The following is a 17,286-nucleotide window of genomic DNA, read 5'->3' as shown; positions in this document are numbered from 1 at the left end:
GAATGCATACATTGTGACGTTAATTTTGTGAAAAAATAGTCGCTATGACCATCGATTAACACAAAAATATAGTTATTTCTTCAAATGTTACTCAATCGGTTTAAATGAGGTTGTTTTCCATAGCATAAATGGCTGCTTGCGTGCGGTCATTGACTTGTAATTTAGAAAAAATATGACTGACATGTGTTTTAATCGTTTTTTCAGATACAAATAATGTCTCAGCAATTTCTTTATTCGTCTTACCTTTAGCCATTTCTTTTAAAACTTCCGTTTCTCGTTTCGATAATTTATTAAGGATATGAGGCTTTGTGATAACAACATCCATCACATGTTGTGCATCTTCATGAATCACTTTCTCACCATTTAAAACACGTGTAATTGACGTCATTAATGCTTCGGGTTCAACATCCTTCATTTCATATCCATCAGCGCCAACACGCATTGCAGACATAACATGCTCTTCATCAACATAACTCGTTAAAACCAAAATCTTAATGCGCGGAAACCCTTCTTTAATATGTTGTATTAACGTAATCCCATTCATCTCAGGCATGACTAAATCAACTAATACCAGATCGGGCTCAATTTGTTTTTCATTTAATGCATCCAATAATGATTGACCATTTCCAAAACTACCGGTCACTTCTATTTCATTTTGTGTTGATAGTAAAAATTCTAAGCCTTGACGCACAATAAAATGGTCATCAACTAATGCAATTTTAGGCATAAAAAAGCCTCCCTTTGATGTTAAAGTGGTATCTTAATTTTAATCGATGTCCCTTGACGACTGTCAATATGCATCGTTCCTTTTATCATTTTAATACGTTGCCTCATATTCGATAATCCATGCTTATCGTAAACATCGATACGCGCAACGTCAAACCCCTTTCCTTCGTCCGAAATATCAACGGTTAGCATATCATCAGATTGATTAAGGACTACCGTAATTTTTGATGTATTGGCGTGCTTTTTCGTATTGTTCATTGCTTCTTGAATGACGCGATAAATATGTGTCTCAATTTTGTTTTCTAAGTCAATCAAACCATGAACAGTAATGTCGATTTCTAAATCGATTAATTTCGCATAATTTTTAAGTGCGTGGACAATCCCTTGCTCTAACCCCACTGGTTTTAATTGCCAAATTAAAGCTCTCATCTCATTAACCGCATTTTGACTTGTCTGTTCAATTTGGGCAAAAGCACGTTGAGATGTTTCTTCTTCAGACATTTGCCCTGCTGCATGTGCAGTTAATTTTAAAGAAAACAACATTTGATTCACTGAGTCATGTAAATCTCGAGCCAATCGATTACGTTCATTAATACGTGCGGCCTCTTTTTCTTGGTTATTCAAGTCAATTCTTTTAATCGCTGAACCAATTTGAAAAGCGACTGATTCTAAAAGTTCTAGATCTTCATCACTGTAATGTGTTGTAAAAGGTGTCGCAACATTTAATAAACCAAATTGCTCATTGCCTGACCTTAACGGAACTGTCGCGTGATGCGTTATATTATCCGTTTCTGTACTAAATTCACGACTGGCTAAGTTAATACGAGAACAGTTAATAATGTTAGAGGCTTTCGTCAATTTTTGATTATGATAAGATTGAACACACCAACATGAACCTTCTGTCATATATTTACAATGATGATGCGTAAGTGCTGGTGGTAGCGAGCGTTGTGCTTCTAATGTATGATAGCCTTCCGCATCAATAAAAAATATCCATCCCGTTGTGAAATCACTCCCCTTCACCAAAAAATCTAAAGCGCCATCAAGCATCGATTGTAATTCTGTTTCTTCATTGAGAAATTCAGCGATTTCTTTTAATAATGCTAATCGAGTTGGCTTTTCCACTTCGTGCACACCTCTCTTCCACTTTTTAAAATTTAAAATATAAGAGCGAAAAATATGTATTTAGTTTTATTATACACATACCCCTTTCCCTTTAAAAACCATCAACACTATACTGATTTATGGTATGATAGAAACAATTAAGGAGGATACTATGAAATTTTCAGTTGCTGAATCGTTTGATCAAATGTCTATCCGAGACATTTTTAAATCATTAAAACTACCTAAAAAAGAACTCCATTTGTTGAATATGTCTAAAGCCATTACTGTTAATGGTCAACCCGCACAATTTCAGCAAACCGTTTCATCGGGAGATGTCGTCTCAATCCCAGACGAGCCTGTGAAGAGTCAATATTTACCTAGTTATCGCTATGCACAAATTGTTTACGAAGATGAATATTTAGCGATTGTATATAAACCTAAAGGTGTGAAAACACATCCCAATGACTTGAAAGAAAGTAACACCTTGATGAATCATATCATCTATACTTTAAATTGTGACTACGTAGAACCTATTCATCGGCTTGACCAAGAAACAGTGGGGCTATTAATCGTTGCTAAACATCCAATTGTTAAAAAGATACTCGACCGTATGTTAGAAGACAATACAATTCACCGCATTTATAAAGCCCAAGTAAAGGCTTTATTACCAATTAAACCACAAACTATTGATATGCCGATTGGAAAAGACAAATTCCATCCGAATAAAAGACGTATTTCGAATACAGGTCAACGTGCAGTCACACATATTCTAGAATCACAAATGATCAAAGAAGGTGTATGTGAAGTCAAACTTAAACTCGATACTGGTCGTACGCATCAAATTCGTGTTCACCTTGCTGAAATAGGTCATCCTGTTTTAGGAGATCCGTTGTACAGCGATTCTAAGTTAAGACAATTACAATTAGAAAGTTATCAAATTGAATTCCAACACCCACTTACTCAACAACTCATCTCTGTCACAACGGATGATATTAAATAACGCTCAATTTTATAACATAAACATTAAAAGACTGGAACATCAATCCTAAAAACAAATTGCGCTAAGATGAATTTCACTAAAAATCATCTTAGCGCTTTATTTTGATGATAAAAGCTCGTATGAAATGATTTCCCTATCCAATGGTACACAGCCTGTAATCTTTATCTCGTTATGTATGCTCATGCGCCTCGTTATCAATATTTCTGGTACGATGATTACAAACATCTATTTTGATTCTTAGTAGCGATTTATCGAAACGTGTGGTTACCAAAGATTTTATGTCCTAGCTTCTTTGCACATTGTAAACAAAAAGAGGACAGCCTAATCACGATGATTTCTGTCCCCTTCTTTGAAAAGTTAAAGATTCACTTTTGTGTATATTATTTCCGCTTCAAATGATTTTTGACACGATTAATCCAATTTCGTTTTGATTTTACAGGTTGTCCCATTTTAATTACATTTGATTCAGCAAGTTTTACGCCATAATCTTTTGCTTCTTGCATCAAATACTCTTGTGAGTTCAATGGTTCTAAATCATTTTCAATGTAATGATAAACACCCTGCGCATCTTGATAACGTCCTTTTTGATTATCCGATAATTGAAGATTTAAAAATTCAACTAACCGCTTCGCAATTTGTTTGTTCAATATAGGGAATAAAATTTCAACCCGTTTAATCATATTGCGCGTCATCATATCAGCTGAAGACAGATAAATTTTTTCATCTCCATTATTATAGAAGTAATAGATTCGAGAATGTTCTAAAAGACGTCCAACAATGCTGACAACTTCTATGTTGTCACTAACGCCAGGTATCCCTGGTTTCAAGCAACAAATTCCACGAATGATTAATTTGACTTCTACACCTGCTTGAGACGCTTCAAATAATTTTTTAATTAACGCTTTATCAGTTAGAGAGTTCATTTTCATCATCATTTTACCATTGCCAAATTGGCGATGACTTTCTATTTCTTGATCGATACGCTCAATAAAAGAATCTCTAATTTCATAAGGCGCCACAATCAACTTATGATAGTCCGGTTTCACCGAATAACCACTTAAATAATTAAAGAAATTCATTGCATCCTCACCAATTTCAGGATCAGTTGTAATGATACCCATATCGGTATATAATTCTGCGGTTTTATCGTTGTAGTTTCCTGTTCCTAGATGAACAAACGGAACTAACTGATGATTAATTCTTTTGACAACAAGTGTGATTTTACTATGCGTTTTAAGGTGCGTCATCCCGTACATGACGTGACACCCTGCCTCTTCCAACATTTTTGCCCAATGAACATTGTTTTCTTCATCAAAGCGTGCCTTGAGCTCGACCAGAACGGTCACTTGCTTTCCATTTTCTGCAGCGTGTTTAAGCGCTTTGATAATAGGCGAATCACTACTTACACGATACAAAGTTTGTTTAATCGCTAACGTGTTAGGGTCCTCTGAAGCTTCCTTAATAAAGTCAACAATTGGATCAAATGATTCATATGGATGATGGAAGAAAATATCTCTTTTCATTGCTAATTCATAAATATTATGACGTCCGAGTGATTGCGGGATTTGTGGTGTATAAGCCGGATAAGTTAATGATTTTAATTTATGTGATAAGTGATCTACCAACTCAAAAACAAACGTCAAATCGAGTGGCCCGTCTGTGTAATAGACATCTTGCTGTTCTAGCTCTAACGTATCGATTAACCAGTCCATATTCATATCACACGGTTCACGGTTGTCTATTTCCAATCTCACCGCAGCACCACTTTTTCGTTCTTTTAGAAAGCGCTCGATTTCTATAAGTAAATCTTCTGCGCCATCTTCATGAATGGTTAAATCCGCATTTCTTGTAATTCTAAAAGTATAGGTATTCAGTATTTCATACCCTTTAAAGAGGTGACCCATGAAAAAAGAAATCAAATCTTCAACTAAAACAATATATTGTTTGCTGCCTTCATTAACTGTAATAAATCGTTTAAGAAGCGTCGGTATTTGAACGATCGCTGCATTGATTTCATTACCTGTGTCAATATCTACAAATATATTGAGTGTTTTATTATTTAATTTTGGAAACGGCCGATAAGCATCAATTCCCAACGGTGTCAGTGTTGGCAATATGTTTGATAAAAAGATGCTTTCTAATTTTTCTTTAAGCGATTCGCTCAAAGATTCAGGTTTACTAAAATAGATATTGTGTGTTTTTAATTGTTCTACGAGCGTATTAAAACGTTCATATTGGAATTTTACATTCTGACGATTTTTCTTTTCAATTTCCTTAAGTTGCTCTTGTGGTGTGAGCTGTGTTTTATTTTCAGGTTTATCGAAGCCCATTTTAACTTGATCTTTTAAACCTGCAACACGAACCATAAAAAATTCATCTAAGTTAGAACTTGCTATGGCAATAAATTTGAGTTGCTCTATCAATGGGTTCTGATGATCGCAGGCTTCTTGCAATACTCTATAATTAAAGTCTAACCAGCTCACTTCACGATTGTTATAATACTCCGGATGATTAATATCAAAACTTCCCTTTTCAATAGTCACTTTATTTGTTCACCCCATTAATCTTCTACGAAACATCACTTCGTTTATGTTCTTAGCGTAACATAAAAATCTAAAGTCATTTTTCAAGATTTTGTAAACACAATATTAATTTTAGTTTTAAGCACTTTTTCAATATGCTTTTTCTGACGATTGGCTTGGTATGACTCGGCGATGGGTTCGCCTTTATAATAAACATTTAAATCATAAGCGTCTTTATTATGTTTTAACTCAACGCGACTCACACTATTTGTATTCGAAATATTAAGAGCATTTGTAAACTTAATCACACCACCCAATGTTTGAATCTCAGAAAGTTCATCATCACTAAACCATTTCGTCTCATCACTATATATTTTTAACAACGTTTTATTTTTATAGCTTGCTAATAGCGCAAGACGTACACGCTCCTTGTGAGATAAACCATTAATACTTGAATTGGCAATGATATAGTACGTATGTTGTGAGCTTGAATCTGCATCAATAAATTTACCGAGATAATAAATATATGCCGCTTCAAGAAAAGCTTGTTTTGATGATACCTCAAAGTTCAATTTTTTGGCTTCTGAGAGTTGATCAAGTAATGATTGTGCAAGTTTAACGCGTTGTTGTGCACCTGTTTCTTCAATTTTGTATTCGTTCGCAAGGTGTCTCAAAGCATCACTTAGCACATTAGCTTTATTAAATTCATTTTTATGCTTTTTAGCAATTTGATTCATAATAAAGCCTTCACGAATACCTTTTCTAGAGAAAGTAAATGCTTTTGCATGAATCATATCAAAAAGCACGTTAAATACAGCAACTGCCGGCAATATTATATCGACACGATCTCGGCTCAGCCCATCTAAATTTAATAATTCATCACGTGTATATTTCTTCAGTTTTTGATAAACTTCTTTCAGATCTTCATGTGCCATCGTGTAACCATGAACACCAGCAATAGGATAATTATGTCCTGCTTGATGTACACGCGCACAGTTACGTGCCGATCCTCCAATACCGATTAATTTAACCTCTTTATTTTGAATCCAATCTACTTTTTCAAATTCACCTTTCAGAAACTTCTCCATTTTTTTAATTGCATCTTTATCATTATGCTCCTTGCCTTCAAAAAACATTCTGATTAAAGTAACAACCCCAAACGGAAAACTGATGGCTTGTTTAATATTTTTATCTTCGAACAATGTCAATTCAGTAGATCCACCACCGATATCAACTGTGATCCCATTTAGAATACTTGTCGTATGGGTCACAGCATATGCACCATAAAACGCCTCATCCTCTTCAGGAATGACAATGACTTTAATACCCAGCTCTTTTTGAATTGATTTTAAAATTTGAGGTTGATTTTTAGATTGTCGTATTGCTGCAGTTGCGATAGGATATAAATGTTTAACTTTAAATTTATCTGCAACTGTTTTAAAACTGCGCAGTGCGGTCGTCAATACATCAATACCTTCTTGTGTCATATTCTGATTATCGTCCAAATATTGACTTAACCTTGCAGGTGTTTTAATGTTTTGAATTTCATTTAACCCTGTACGTTCATCATATTGAAAAATAACCAAGCGAATCGTATTCGAACCAATATCTATTAAACCGTTTCGTTCCATGCTTTAAAAATGCCTCCAAGCTATTTAGGATGAACCATGTTTTCGGGTTTAATCCATTCATCAAATTGCGCTTCTGTTAAATGTCCGGATTGAATTGCTGCTTCTTTTAATGTCAAACCTTCTTTATGTGCTTTCTTAGCAATGGCTGCTGCATTCTCATAACCGATATGAGGATTTAAAGCAGTTACAAGCATTAATGAACGGTTAAGATAATCATCAATATGTGATTCAATCGGTTCAATTCCTACTGCACAATTATCATTAAACGTGTTCATTCCATCTGCTAATAAATAAATAGATTGTAATGTATTATGCAAAATCACAGGTTTGAAAACGTTTAGTTCAAAGTTACCTTGTGAACTTGAAATACCTACTACAGTATCATTACCCATGACTTGAACAGCCACCATAGTCAACATTTCACATTGTGTTGGATTAACTTTACCCGGCATAATGGAAGACCCTGGTTCATTTTCAGGAATAGAAATCTCTGCTAATCCTGCACGTGGGCCTGAAGCTAACCATCTAATGTCGTTGGCAATTTTCATTAAATCAGCAGCTAAGGCTTTAAGTGTACCGTGCAATTGAACAACTTCATCGTGTGCTGTTAAAGCATGGAATTTATTTTCAGAAGAAACAAACGAATAGCCTGTATTTTCTGAAATATAAGCGGCTACTTTATTACCGAATTCTGGATGTGCATTAATACCTGTACCGACTGCAGTACCACCAATCGCTAAATTGAGAATATGTTTTTTAGATTCTGCTAATAAATTGTCACATACCTCTAACATATAGCGCCATCCACTCACTTCTTGACCGAGTGTAATAGGTGTAGCATCTTGTAAGTGGGTACGTCCGATTTTAATAATATCTTTATATGCTTGTTCTTTTTGATAGAAAGTATCTCTTAAGCGCTTTATTGCTGGTTCTAATTGCGTCTCTACTTGATGATATAAAGCAACATGCATGGCAGTTGGAAAAGTATCGTTAGAACTTTGAGATTTGTTCACATCATCATTAGGATGTATTTTTTCATCGATGCCTTTAGACGCTAAATATTCATTTGCAACGTGGCTTACGACTTCGTTAACATTCATATTGCTTTGCGTGCCGCTTCCTGTCTGCCATACTACTAATGGGAAATGTTCATCTAACTCACCCTTTAATATACGTTCACAAGCATAAATAATGGCATCTTTTTTAGCATCACTGAGTTTTCCTAATTCATGGTTTGCAAGTGCCGCTGCACGTTTTAATTGTGCAAAACCATATATCACTTCGATAGGCATCTTCTCTTTACCTACTGGAAAATTTTGCTTACTACGTTGTGTTTGCGCACCCCAATATTTATCTGCTGGCACTTCAATTTCACCAAATGTATCGTGTTCAATTCTTACTGACATTGATCTCGCTCCCCTTTAATTAGAATGTTATTCTTCAATTAAATTATAGCATTAATTGAAATGCCCATTCAATTCTGTTTCTGAGATAAAACAAAAAAGTAGTTTGCGCAGCGTTTAATAGAATTAACGCGTAACAGACTACTTTTTTTAAGGATGACGAAATAAGTAAGGCTTATGCCTTGTCTTCTTTATTATGATTAAGAAATTTAATTTTTACAGCTTGAACAATAGCAATTGCAGATAATAAATATAAAATCAATCCAACCACCATTGTTATTGGACTAAGGTCGATTAATAGCCCCCAAAAACCTTGTAATTGTTGATAAAAGTCAGCAAGATATAGCGTCAATGCCACAGTAATCGCAATACAGCAAATCACACTAATAACAATACCTTTTTGATTTGCTCTTACAAAAGTTTGCGCACTGGCAGCGCGGTCATCAATAAGACCATCGGATAGATTGAGTTGGAGTTGAACAACTTTGAACAACACAGGTAAATATAAAGTTCCTAAAGCAAGTGGAAATGCTTTAATAGACAATAGATTAATGATTGTTGATAATATGAGTAGCAATCCCCATTTACGATATAATTTCATGTATGTCACCTTTCAAATTTTTCTATAGACGCCCTTATTTTATCATATTTTATTACAGCTCAACGACAAAACAAGGCGAAAGTTTACAATCAACTTTCGCCCTGTTTTCCATCTTATAAAGACAATATGTGTAAATTTGATTAAAAGATTACTTATCTGATCGAATATCAGCATCATGATCTTGATTTAATTTATCTTGATCATTATTTTCTGAGATTTGTTCCATCTCTTTGCCCAATTCAACGACATCATCAAAACCTTCTACCATTTCATTTTCATATTGTTTTTGATCTTCTTTCATTAAATTGCCACCTCTAATTTATGCATATAATGAATTAAAATAGGCTCTAACATCATCTGGTAAACCTTGTGCAGCCGCTTCATCAAGGACAATAGTCACCATACGATGTGTTTTTAATGTTGACGGTATAAAGCTCGTATTACCATTTTCTTCATATAATTTTTGAACTTGTGCCGCTTTATTTGAGCCTGTGACTACAACAATGATTTCACGCGCTGGCATTACGGCATCATTCATTGGTAACCCAATTTGTCCGTTTTCATCAATAGTTAATATTTGTAACGTTAATTTCCCTTTATTATCTTTCGTTTTAGCATGATGCGCAATAAATGATTCTACATTGTCATCATCTGGAACTTCGTGCACTTGTTTCTCTGGTACGCCTAATGATTTAAAAAATGACGCTTGCTTATCATAGTCCAAGATATGAATTTGACTAAAGTCGACACTATTACGATCAACATCTTGTTTTAAATAATCTAAAACTGGCGCTTGGTCTTCATTTAAATGGACACCTACAATTGAGGTAGGATTATTATTAAGCTGTTTTCTTAAGATATCTGCTGTATATGTTGCCACTGTTTCTGCATCTTTAAATACTTTAAAATTCATTGCCATTATCTTACACTCCTCTATTGTCCTTACTAGTCTATAACATTAATACCTACATACCCATTTTATCAATATATTAAAACATCATTCATTAGGCATTATGCTGACTCATGTTCACTTTCAATTATAACCTTTTTAGTAATTAAATTCTTGTGCTAGCTGTCTTATCATGTTGATTGACAGAACTATTGTAAATTCGGATAATTTTGTTGTCTCAATGCCTCATATACTAAAATAGCAGCTGTATTCGATAGATTCAGTGCACGGACATTTTCATTCATCGGAATACGTAAAGCTGTACTTTCATATTTTTCTTTGACCCAATCCGGTAAGCCCGTTGTTTCTTTTCCAAATATGAAATAATAATCCTCATTAGGATCTGAAAAATCTTGTGAGGTATGATTTTTCGAACCAAATTTAGTGAGTAAGAAATACTGCCCCGCTGTTTGTTCGAAAAATGATTCAATATTATCATAATATGTAATTGAAACATATTTCCAATAATCTAAACCTGCACGTTTTAACATTTTGTCCTCTGTGCTAAAACCTAATGGTCGAATTAAGTGTAATTTTGTATCTGTTGCTGCACATGTACGTGCAATATTTCCTGTATTTGCAGGTATTTCTGGTTGGTATAATACGACATGAATTGACATTATTCATCTCTCCTCATTTCTAAGCCTTTTAACATTTCAACTTGTACTTCTTCATCTTCATTTTCATAGTGTGCCATAATGTAAGATTTGGCTAAATCGCCTTGAATTTGACCAATCGCCCAAAAAGCAGTTGCTCGAATAAGCGGTCTCGGATCATTTTCTGCGACCTCTTTTAAATCTGGAATCGCATCCTCTTCTTTAAAATGTGCTAATGCTATAATGGCATTACGTTGGATAGGTTTTTTGCCACGCCAAGCACCAGCAAGATGACCAAACGTATTTTTAAATGTTTTATTATTCATTTTCAATAACGGTACTAATCTTGGTTTTAAAATTTCTGGTTCTAATATAATATCATCTTGCTCAATATTAATCCCTCTATTTTTAGGGCAAACCTGCTGACAAGTGTCACAGCCGTATAAACGATTTCCAATTTTATAACGATATTCATCGGGCAAATAGCCTTTCGTTTGTGTTAAAAAACTAATACATTTTTGACTGTTTAATTGACCATCACCAACAAGTGCGCCAGTTGGACAACGATCGACACATATTGTACAATCGCCACAACTCTCCATGATTGGATCATCAGGAGGAAATGGGATATTCACTAACATTTCACCTAAATAGGTCCACGTTCCTAAATCAGGATGAATCACAAAACCATTTCTACCTACAAATCCTAATCCTGCACGTTCAGCAACAGCTCTATCAGATAAAACACCCGTATCTACCATAGACATCATTTCTGCATCGGGCACTTTAGCTTGGATAAATGTGGCTAACTTATCTAAACGCTTTCGCATAATGGTATGATAATCTTGTCCCCAAGAGGCCCGCGCAAACATACCACGTCGGTCTCCGCGAATACTTTTAGGCGCATTTTTTAGTTTGTTTGGATATCCTACTGAGATAGCAATAATAGATTTTGCTGTGGGTAATGATAACTTAGGCTCTGTTCTTAAAGCAATATCTGATTCTTCAAATCCAGATGCATACCCTTTCGCATGGTAATCCACTAATTTTTGCTTCAACTCATCAAACGGATCAGCTGTCGTAAAACCGATACGATTAATACCTATACTGTAGGCATATTCTATTATTTCTTCTTTTAATTGTAAGACATCCATAAACTCACCCCTTAAAAGTCACCGCACTATTTTAACATATCTTTCTAGACCTGCGTTGTAATTCATTCAAGTTCTTTTTATTCGAATAAGCACAAAATAATAAAGAATGGCGTGCATACTCACCCATTGTTAGGTTATTGTCATTGCTTACGCCATTCAAATTATTTATACATCATTATTTAACTAATACACGTTTTAAAAAGTTTTGCGTCCGTTGATGTTGCGGATTTTCAAAAACTTCATGAGAAGGTCCATCTTCAACAATATGGCCATCCGCCATGAATATCACACGATCACTCACGTTTTTGGCAAAGTCCATTTCGTGTGTTACAACCACCATAGTCATCCCTTCTTTTGCTAAAGATTTCATTACAGCCAACACTTCCCCGACAACTTCGGGATCAAGCGCTGATGTAGGTTCATCAAACAATAAAACATCAGGATTCATAGCAAGTGCACGCGCAATCGCAACCCTTTGCTTCTGTCCGCCAGACAATTGATTCGGATAGGCCTCAGCTTTATCTTTAAGACCAACTTTGTCTAATAAATCGAGCGCATGGGCCTTTAAAAATGCTTTGTCGCTTTTTTTCAATAAACTTGGGGCTAAAATAATATTATCAATTACTTTCTTATGCGGGAATAAATTAAAATTTTGGAAAACCATTCCCATTTTTTGACGTAGTTCATCAACTTTCGTCCCTTTTTCCGTTAAATCTCTTCCTTCAAAAATGACACTTCCTTTTGTAGGAACTTCTAATAAATTCATACAGCGTAATAAAGTACTTTTACCACTACCAGAGGGCCCGATAATAGCAACGACTTCCCCCTTTTGAACTTCCATATCGATCTGTGCTAAAACTTCATTGTTTCCAAACGTTTTATTTAATTGTTTAATTTTAATCACTGACTCTCATTCTCCCTTCAACAAAATATATCAAACGTGAAAGTGTGAACGTTAATACAAAATATAATACAGCTGCAATGAGTAACGGTGTAAAAGGATCAAATGAGGCACCTTGTACCACTTGTGCATTGAACATAATTTCACTAACACCAATAACGGATACGATTGATGATTCTTTGATTACAGTTACAAATTCATTCCCTAAAGCAGGTAGAATATTTTTAATCGCTTGTGGCATAATCACTGTTTTCATCGTTTGAGCGTAACTCAAACCTAAACTTCTCGCCGCCTCCGTTTGACCTTTATCAACAGCATTAATACCAGCACGTATAATTTCTGCAATATAAGCAGAACAATTAATGACTAAAGCTACGGCACCACATATAAAAGCGGAAATATCGAGACCCAAAACTGCAGTCGTACCGAAAAACACTAAAAATACTTGTACAAGTAAAGGGGTTCCCCGTAAAAACTCAATGTAAAAAGAAGCAATCCATTTTAATGGCTTGATTGAACTAATTTTCATTAATGCAATGATTGCGCCTAAAACTGCCCCTAAGATTACACCGATGATTGAAATCAAAATTGTACTTTTTAAACCAGTTACAAAAAATGTACCGTATTTAGAAAAAAAGTTACCATCATTTTGCATCGCATCCGCAGCTATTTTCTCGTATTTTGGCATTAGATGTTGATCTTTTACATCTGCAATTGTTTGATTAACCTTATCCATTAACTCCGGAGAATGTTTAGGTATCGCAATAGCTGTAGGTTTGTCAGAATCCGCAAATGATGCGTTAGAAAAAGTAAGGTCATCATTTTGTGTTAAATAAGCTTTGCTGACAGCACTGTCCATAACAATTGCATCTACTTTATTACTCTTTAATGATAAAATAACTTCTGGTAATCGTGTTAAAGATTGAATATCGGCATCTTCAATTTCATTTTTTGCTAACTCTTCTTGCGTCGTTTGTTTTTGGACTCCAATTCTCTTCCCTTTTAAATCATCCAAAGTTTGATAATGTGCTTTATCTTTTTTACGAATAACTACTTTTTGCTGAACAGTCATGTAGTTATCTGAAAAATCAACTTCTTTTTTACGCTCATCCGTCGGCGTCATACCCGAAATAATCATGTCGATTTTTCCTGTTTTTATAGCCCCTAATAAACTATCAAATTGCATATTCACAATTTTCAATTTAACACCATTATCCTTGGCAATTTTTTTCGCAAGTTCAATATCGATACCTGCATATTCCCTCTCACCATGAACTGTTCTTTCAAATTCCATTGGTGCATAATCTGCTGAAAGTCCAACCTTCAAAACACCTCTTTTTTTAATGACTTGCCATTGATCCTCGCTTGCAGCTTTTGATACGTGCACAAGAGGCGATTGACATATAAGTAACACAACTATAAATAGTGCTGTAATCAGCTTCCCCAAATACTTCATCTCAGGACCTCCTTTTAAATTTATTCATTATTATACATATTTACGTAAATTTATGCAATAACAAATTTTAAGAACGCACAGTTTATAGTGAGGTCACTAGCTTATGTGATTTTTGTATACATTCCCGTCTTATTATTAAAAGTCAATTGGGTGATAATTGTGGGAAATTCATAAAAAATGAAAAAAACTATCGTATTGCAGTAAGAAAGTAAAGAAAAATAGAAAGTAAAAAAGACTGAGATTACGTCCTATATGACGACAACTCAGTCTCTCTAATTATATTGCACTATATGTATTTGTTTATGTATTCCATAAAGAATAGTGTTTATTGTTTCGGAATCTCAAAACGATAAATATCATCACGATAACCTGGTAAAAAATTTTTACACACTTGATGAACAAACCACGCGACCGTAAATGGAACAATAAAATAACCAAATAGGAGTAAAATCATATTCATTGTTGGATCTCCATCCATACGGTTAAATGCATTAATCGGACCTACAAATCCAGAGTAACCAAATCCCGCAGACATAGGTGTTCCTTTAATACCAATAAGGTAGGTAATTAGTCCTGAAACGATGCCGTTTATTGTTAGAGGAATCATAATAATTGGATGTTTGAAATAAACAGGAATCATCATTTTTGTAGCACCAATAATAAGAACAACGAGAACACCTGCTTTATTCACACGCAATGAACCAACCAAAAATGTCATACTCGCAGCAACAATGCCCATATTGCCTGCCCCACTCGCTAAGCCACTCAACGATACCGCCGTCGCTATAGCAACAAGAGAAATGGGCGTCACCATTAATAACGCAAAGGTTACTGCAATAAGAATACTCATTATAAGCGGGTTTAGCTCCGTAAAAGTTTGAATCATTTTACCTAAAGCACCTGTAATACGGCTTATATAAGGCAGTGTTAATAGACCGACAATACCTGAAAATACAGGAATCATAATAGGTAAAATAATCATATCGAGTGAGCCAAATTTGCCGTCTAACACTTTAAATAAGAAACAAGTGAGCATTACGATCAACATGACATTAATAATGTCCCCAACACCTTGTAAAATAAAATGACTCCCTTTAAATTGAATGACACCCGAGCCAATCATTGCTGAAGTACCAGTAAATACAACACCTGATCCAGAATATTTAAACGCATGCGCAGCCAGTGCACCAATAATAAATGGCATAAACGACTGAATCACGGTCACAATTTGATGGAGTTGCTCAAGGAGGGGCTGACCTTCTTTAAAAAAATTAAGCAATTCACCTAAAAATGCATTTGGTAATAATGCTATAACCACACCTGCTGCAACAGCATTTAAAATCACACTGAAGAAAGACTTGTTACTTGTTTTTTCTTTTGAAGTCACTTGTTGTGTCCTCCTCTATTAAGAATAGCTTTATCATAATATAAGATAAAAAATGAAACAATATGTAAACATAGAATTTAAATCATTTTTTGTATTATAAATTTTCTAAAAGTCATTTCATCATCAACTATAAAGCTCATAAAGTTTAATACTCTACTAAAATTTATCATTATATAAACCCGGTACCCATAATGAAGTGCACATTTGTGCCCTTTCAAAATAACTTTATAGTTTGAATCATTTCATTATGAATTTAACTATCCTCAATGATTTTCAAATGATCATTACAATTCTAGTATAATTCTATTTTATTCCCTTTAACAATAGATATGTAGAGAATGAGACTAAAACAAATTCAATTTAATTTTATCGTCTGAGCGTGATTACAATAAGCGTATAAAAAACAAGAAAAAAGAATAGGAAGCTAATTCAACTTCAATTCGATTTATTTTAGAGCTGTGCTTTTGTATTGATACACACTAGAGTTATCAAAAAGAAGTTAAGCAAATCCATTTACTTAACTTTTTCTTTAATGTAGAACCAAACTTTTAATATATTCACAGACGCATCATTTTATGTATGAAACTTTCTGTAAGTCATCCCAAAAAAGAGATTAAGCAACATGATGCTGCTTAACCTCTATATTGCGATAATCAATCCTATTTAAGAGAGCCAAATAAAGGAGCTTCATCAGTTTGATATTAAACTGGATTCTCAGTTAAAAACAGGCAATATAAAAAGCCCCTAAATACAACGTTTAAGGGCTTTAATCTATACCGGTGGTCGGGGTCGAACCGACACGTCTGTGAAGACACGGGATTTTGAGTCCCGCGCGTCTGCCAATTCCGCCACACCGGCATAATCTAAAAAAATCCAATACTACTATTGGAAAATGGAGCGGAAGATAGGACTTGCACCTATACCTCTTTCCGGGAAGGAAAGTGTTCTAGAATTGAACTACTCCCGCATGATATGCAATTGTTATTTTAAATAATGGAGCGGAAGATAGGACTTACACCTATACCTCTTTCCGGGAAGGAAAGTGTTCTAGAATTGAACTACTCCCGCATGATATGCAATTGTTATTTTAAATAATGGAGCGGAAGATAGGACTTACACCTATACCTCTTTCCGGGAAGGAAAGTGTTCTAAAAATTGAACTACTCCCGCATATGTCATATCAATGGAGGCGGCAACCGGATTTGAACCGGTGAATAGAGGTTTTGCAGACCTCGGCCTTACCACTTGGCTATGCCGCCAAAAGTAACTGGGCTAGCTGGATTCGAACCAGCGCGTGACGGAGTCAAAGTCCGTTGCCTTACCGCTTGGCTATAGCCCATTAATTTTAAATAAAGGGCGGTTGATGGGAATCGAACCCACGAGTGTCGGAACCACAATCCGATGCGTTAACCACTTCGCCACAACCGCCATGGCAGGGGCAGTAGGAATCGAACCCACATCAAAGGTTTTGGAGACCTCTATTCTACCGTTGAACTATGCCCCTATTGATATGGTGGAGGGGGGCAGATTCGAACTGCCGAACCCGAAGGAGCGGATTTACAGTCCGCCGCGTTTAGCCACTTCGCTACCCCTCCATATGTAATGAAGAAAAAAATGGTGGAGAATGACGGGTTCGAACCGCCGACCCTCTGCTTGTAAGGCAGATGCTCTCCCAGCTGAGCTAATTCTCCGTTATCATTGCCTGGCAACGTCCTACTCTCGCGGAACGTCAGTCCGACTACCATCGGCGCTAAAGAGCTTAACTTCTGTGTTCGGCATGGAAACAGGTGTGACCTCTTTGCCATTGGCACCAGATTAAATTGAATGTTATACATTCAAAACTAGATAGTAAGTAT

14 protein-coding genes, 10 tRNA genes and 1 rRNA gene are annotated in these 17,286 nt (G+C 35.3%); 1 reads left to right on the top strand and 24 read right to left on the bottom strand.

All coding sequences use genetic code 11. The annotated features are described in order from the left end of the window. Positions 1–100: 100 nt before the first annotated feature. Together C1H58_RS11415 and C1H58_RS11410 are read right to left on the bottom strand one after the other, a co-directional pair. Positions 101–727, bottom strand: coding sequence for a response regulator transcription factor (locus tag C1H58_RS11415; protein WP_050330584.1), 627 nt, complete (start codon positions 725–727; stop codon positions 101–103). A 20-nt stretch (positions 728–747) separates the two neighbouring features. Next, positions 748–1,851 carry a GAF domain-containing sensor histidine kinase gene (locus C1H58_RS11410; RefSeq protein WP_050345449.1) on the bottom strand — a complete coding sequence of 368 codons (1,104 nt, stop codon included), beginning with the start codon at positions 1,849–1,851 and terminating at the stop codon, positions 748–750. A 151-nt stretch (positions 1,852–2,002) separates the two neighbouring features. Here C1H58_RS11410 and C1H58_RS11405 point away from each other — a divergent pair, with 151 nt between their 5' ends. Next, complete coding sequence (locus C1H58_RS11405; RefSeq protein ID WP_165546239.1) at positions 2,003–2,830, top strand: RluA family pseudouridine synthase; 828 nt, start codon at positions 2,003–2,005, stop codon at positions 2,828–2,830. A 380-nt stretch (positions 2,831–3,210) separates the two neighbouring features. Here the strand turns inward: C1H58_RS11405 and C1H58_RS11400 are convergent, their stop codons facing one another. The 22 genes from C1H58_RS11400 to rrf form a co-directional block, all read right to left on the bottom strand. Then, positions 3,211–5,373, bottom strand: a complete 2,163-nt coding sequence (locus C1H58_RS11400) for an RNA degradosome polyphosphate kinase (RefSeq protein WP_165546238.1) — start codon at positions 5,371–5,373, stop codon at positions 3,211–3,213. An 83-nt stretch (positions 5,374–5,456) separates the two neighbouring features. Then, positions 5,457–6,983 (bottom strand): exopolyphosphatase, encoded by a 1,527-nt coding sequence (gene ppx, locus C1H58_RS11395; protein ID WP_165546237.1) that lies wholly within the window; start codon positions 6,981–6,983, stop codon positions 5,457–5,459. Between the two features lie 20 nt (positions 6,984–7,003). Then, on the bottom strand, positions 7,004–8,389 hold the full coding sequence (gene fumC / locus C1H58_RS11390; protein ID WP_165546236.1) for a class II fumarate hydratase: 1,386 nt from the start codon (positions 8,387–8,389) through the stop codon (positions 7,004–7,006). Positions 8,390–8,561: 172 nt separating this feature from the next. Continuing rightward, on the bottom strand, positions 8,562–8,987 hold the full coding sequence (locus C1H58_RS11385; protein WP_165546235.1) for a hypothetical protein: 426 nt from the start codon (positions 8,985–8,987) through the stop codon (positions 8,562–8,564). Positions 8,988–9,135: 148 nt separating this feature from the next. Beyond that, positions 9,136–9,288: an SAS053 family DNA gyrase inhibitor gene (locus tag C1H58_RS11380; protein ID WP_165546234.1), complete on the bottom strand. Its 153-nt coding sequence runs from the start codon at positions 9,286–9,288 to the stop codon at positions 9,136–9,138. A gap of 18 nt (positions 9,289–9,306) precedes the next feature. After that, positions 9,307–9,906, bottom strand: coding sequence for a 6-phosphogluconolactonase (locus C1H58_RS11375; RefSeq protein ID WP_165546233.1), 600 nt, complete (start codon positions 9,904–9,906; stop codon positions 9,307–9,309). Positions 9,907–10,085: 179 nt separating this feature from the next. Beyond that, a complete protein-coding gene (trmL, locus tag C1H58_RS11370; protein WP_165546232.1) occupies positions 10,086–10,556 on the bottom strand; it encodes a tRNA (uridine(34)/cytosine(34)/5-carboxymethylaminomethyluridine(34)-2'-O)-methyltransferase TrmL in 471 nt (156 codons plus the stop codon). Continuing rightward, positions 10,556–11,686, bottom strand: a complete 1,131-nt coding sequence (queG, locus tag C1H58_RS11365; RefSeq protein ID WP_165546231.1) for a tRNA epoxyqueuosine(34) reductase QueG — start codon at positions 11,684–11,686, stop codon at positions 10,556–10,558. Before queG ends, trmL begins: the two co-directional genes overlap by 1 nt. A gap of 175 nt (positions 11,687–11,861) precedes the next feature. Next, positions 11,862–12,590, bottom strand: a complete 729-nt coding sequence (locus C1H58_RS11360) for an ATP-binding cassette domain-containing protein (protein ID WP_165546230.1) — start codon at positions 12,588–12,590, stop codon at positions 11,862–11,864. Beyond that, a complete protein-coding gene (locus tag C1H58_RS11355) occupies positions 12,583–14,043 on the bottom strand; it encodes an ABC transporter substrate-binding protein/permease (protein ID WP_165546229.1) in 1,461 nt (486 codons plus the stop codon). Before C1H58_RS11355 ends, C1H58_RS11360 begins: the two co-directional genes overlap by 8 nt. A gap of 325 nt (positions 14,044–14,368) precedes the next feature. Then, positions 14,369–15,430 carry a PTS sugar transporter subunit IIC gene (locus C1H58_RS11350; protein WP_165546228.1) on the bottom strand — a complete coding sequence of 354 codons (1,062 nt, stop codon included), beginning with the start codon at positions 15,428–15,430 and terminating at the stop codon, positions 14,369–14,371. A 774-nt stretch (positions 15,431–16,204) separates the two neighbouring features. Further along, positions 16,205–16,288, bottom strand: a tRNA-Leu gene (locus tag C1H58_RS11345). 35 nt (positions 16,289–16,323) lie between these two features. Next, a tRNA-Gly gene (locus C1H58_RS11340) sits at positions 16,324–16,397 on the bottom strand. Between the two features lie 27 nt (positions 16,398–16,424). After that, a tRNA-Gly gene (locus tag C1H58_RS11335) sits at positions 16,425–16,498 on the bottom strand. 27 nt (positions 16,499–16,525) lie between these two features. Beyond that, positions 16,526–16,600 (bottom strand) — tRNA-Gly (locus C1H58_RS11330). 14 nt (positions 16,601–16,614) lie between these two features. Further along, positions 16,615–16,689: transfer RNA gene (locus C1H58_RS11325), tRNA-Cys, on the bottom strand. Positions 16,690–16,697: 8 nt separating this feature from the next. Beyond that, positions 16,698–16,769, bottom strand: a tRNA-Gln gene (locus C1H58_RS11320). A 16-nt stretch (positions 16,770–16,785) separates the two neighbouring features. Beyond that, a tRNA-His gene (locus C1H58_RS11315) sits at positions 16,786–16,858 on the bottom strand. Positions 16,859–16,860: 2 nt separating this feature from the next. Beyond that, positions 16,861–16,934: transfer RNA gene (locus C1H58_RS11310), tRNA-Trp, on the bottom strand. Positions 16,935–16,941: 7 nt separating this feature from the next. Next, positions 16,942–17,025, bottom strand: a tRNA-Tyr gene (locus C1H58_RS11305). 20 nt (positions 17,026–17,045) lie between these two features. Next, positions 17,046–17,121, bottom strand: a tRNA-Val gene (locus C1H58_RS11300). Between the two features lie 9 nt (positions 17,122–17,130). Further along, positions 17,131–17,245, bottom strand: a 5S ribosomal RNA gene (rrf, locus tag C1H58_RS11295). Positions 17,246–17,286: the final 41 nt, after the last annotated feature.

Origin of the sequence: Staphylococcus sp. 191, assembly GCF_011174885.1 — a bacterium.
Lineage (GTDB): Bacteria > Bacillota > Bacilli > Staphylococcales > Staphylococcaceae > Staphylococcus > Staphylococcus coagulans.
The sequence above is the reverse complement of the archived record's forward strand: the minus strand, read 5'-3'. Positions and strand labels throughout refer to the sequence as shown.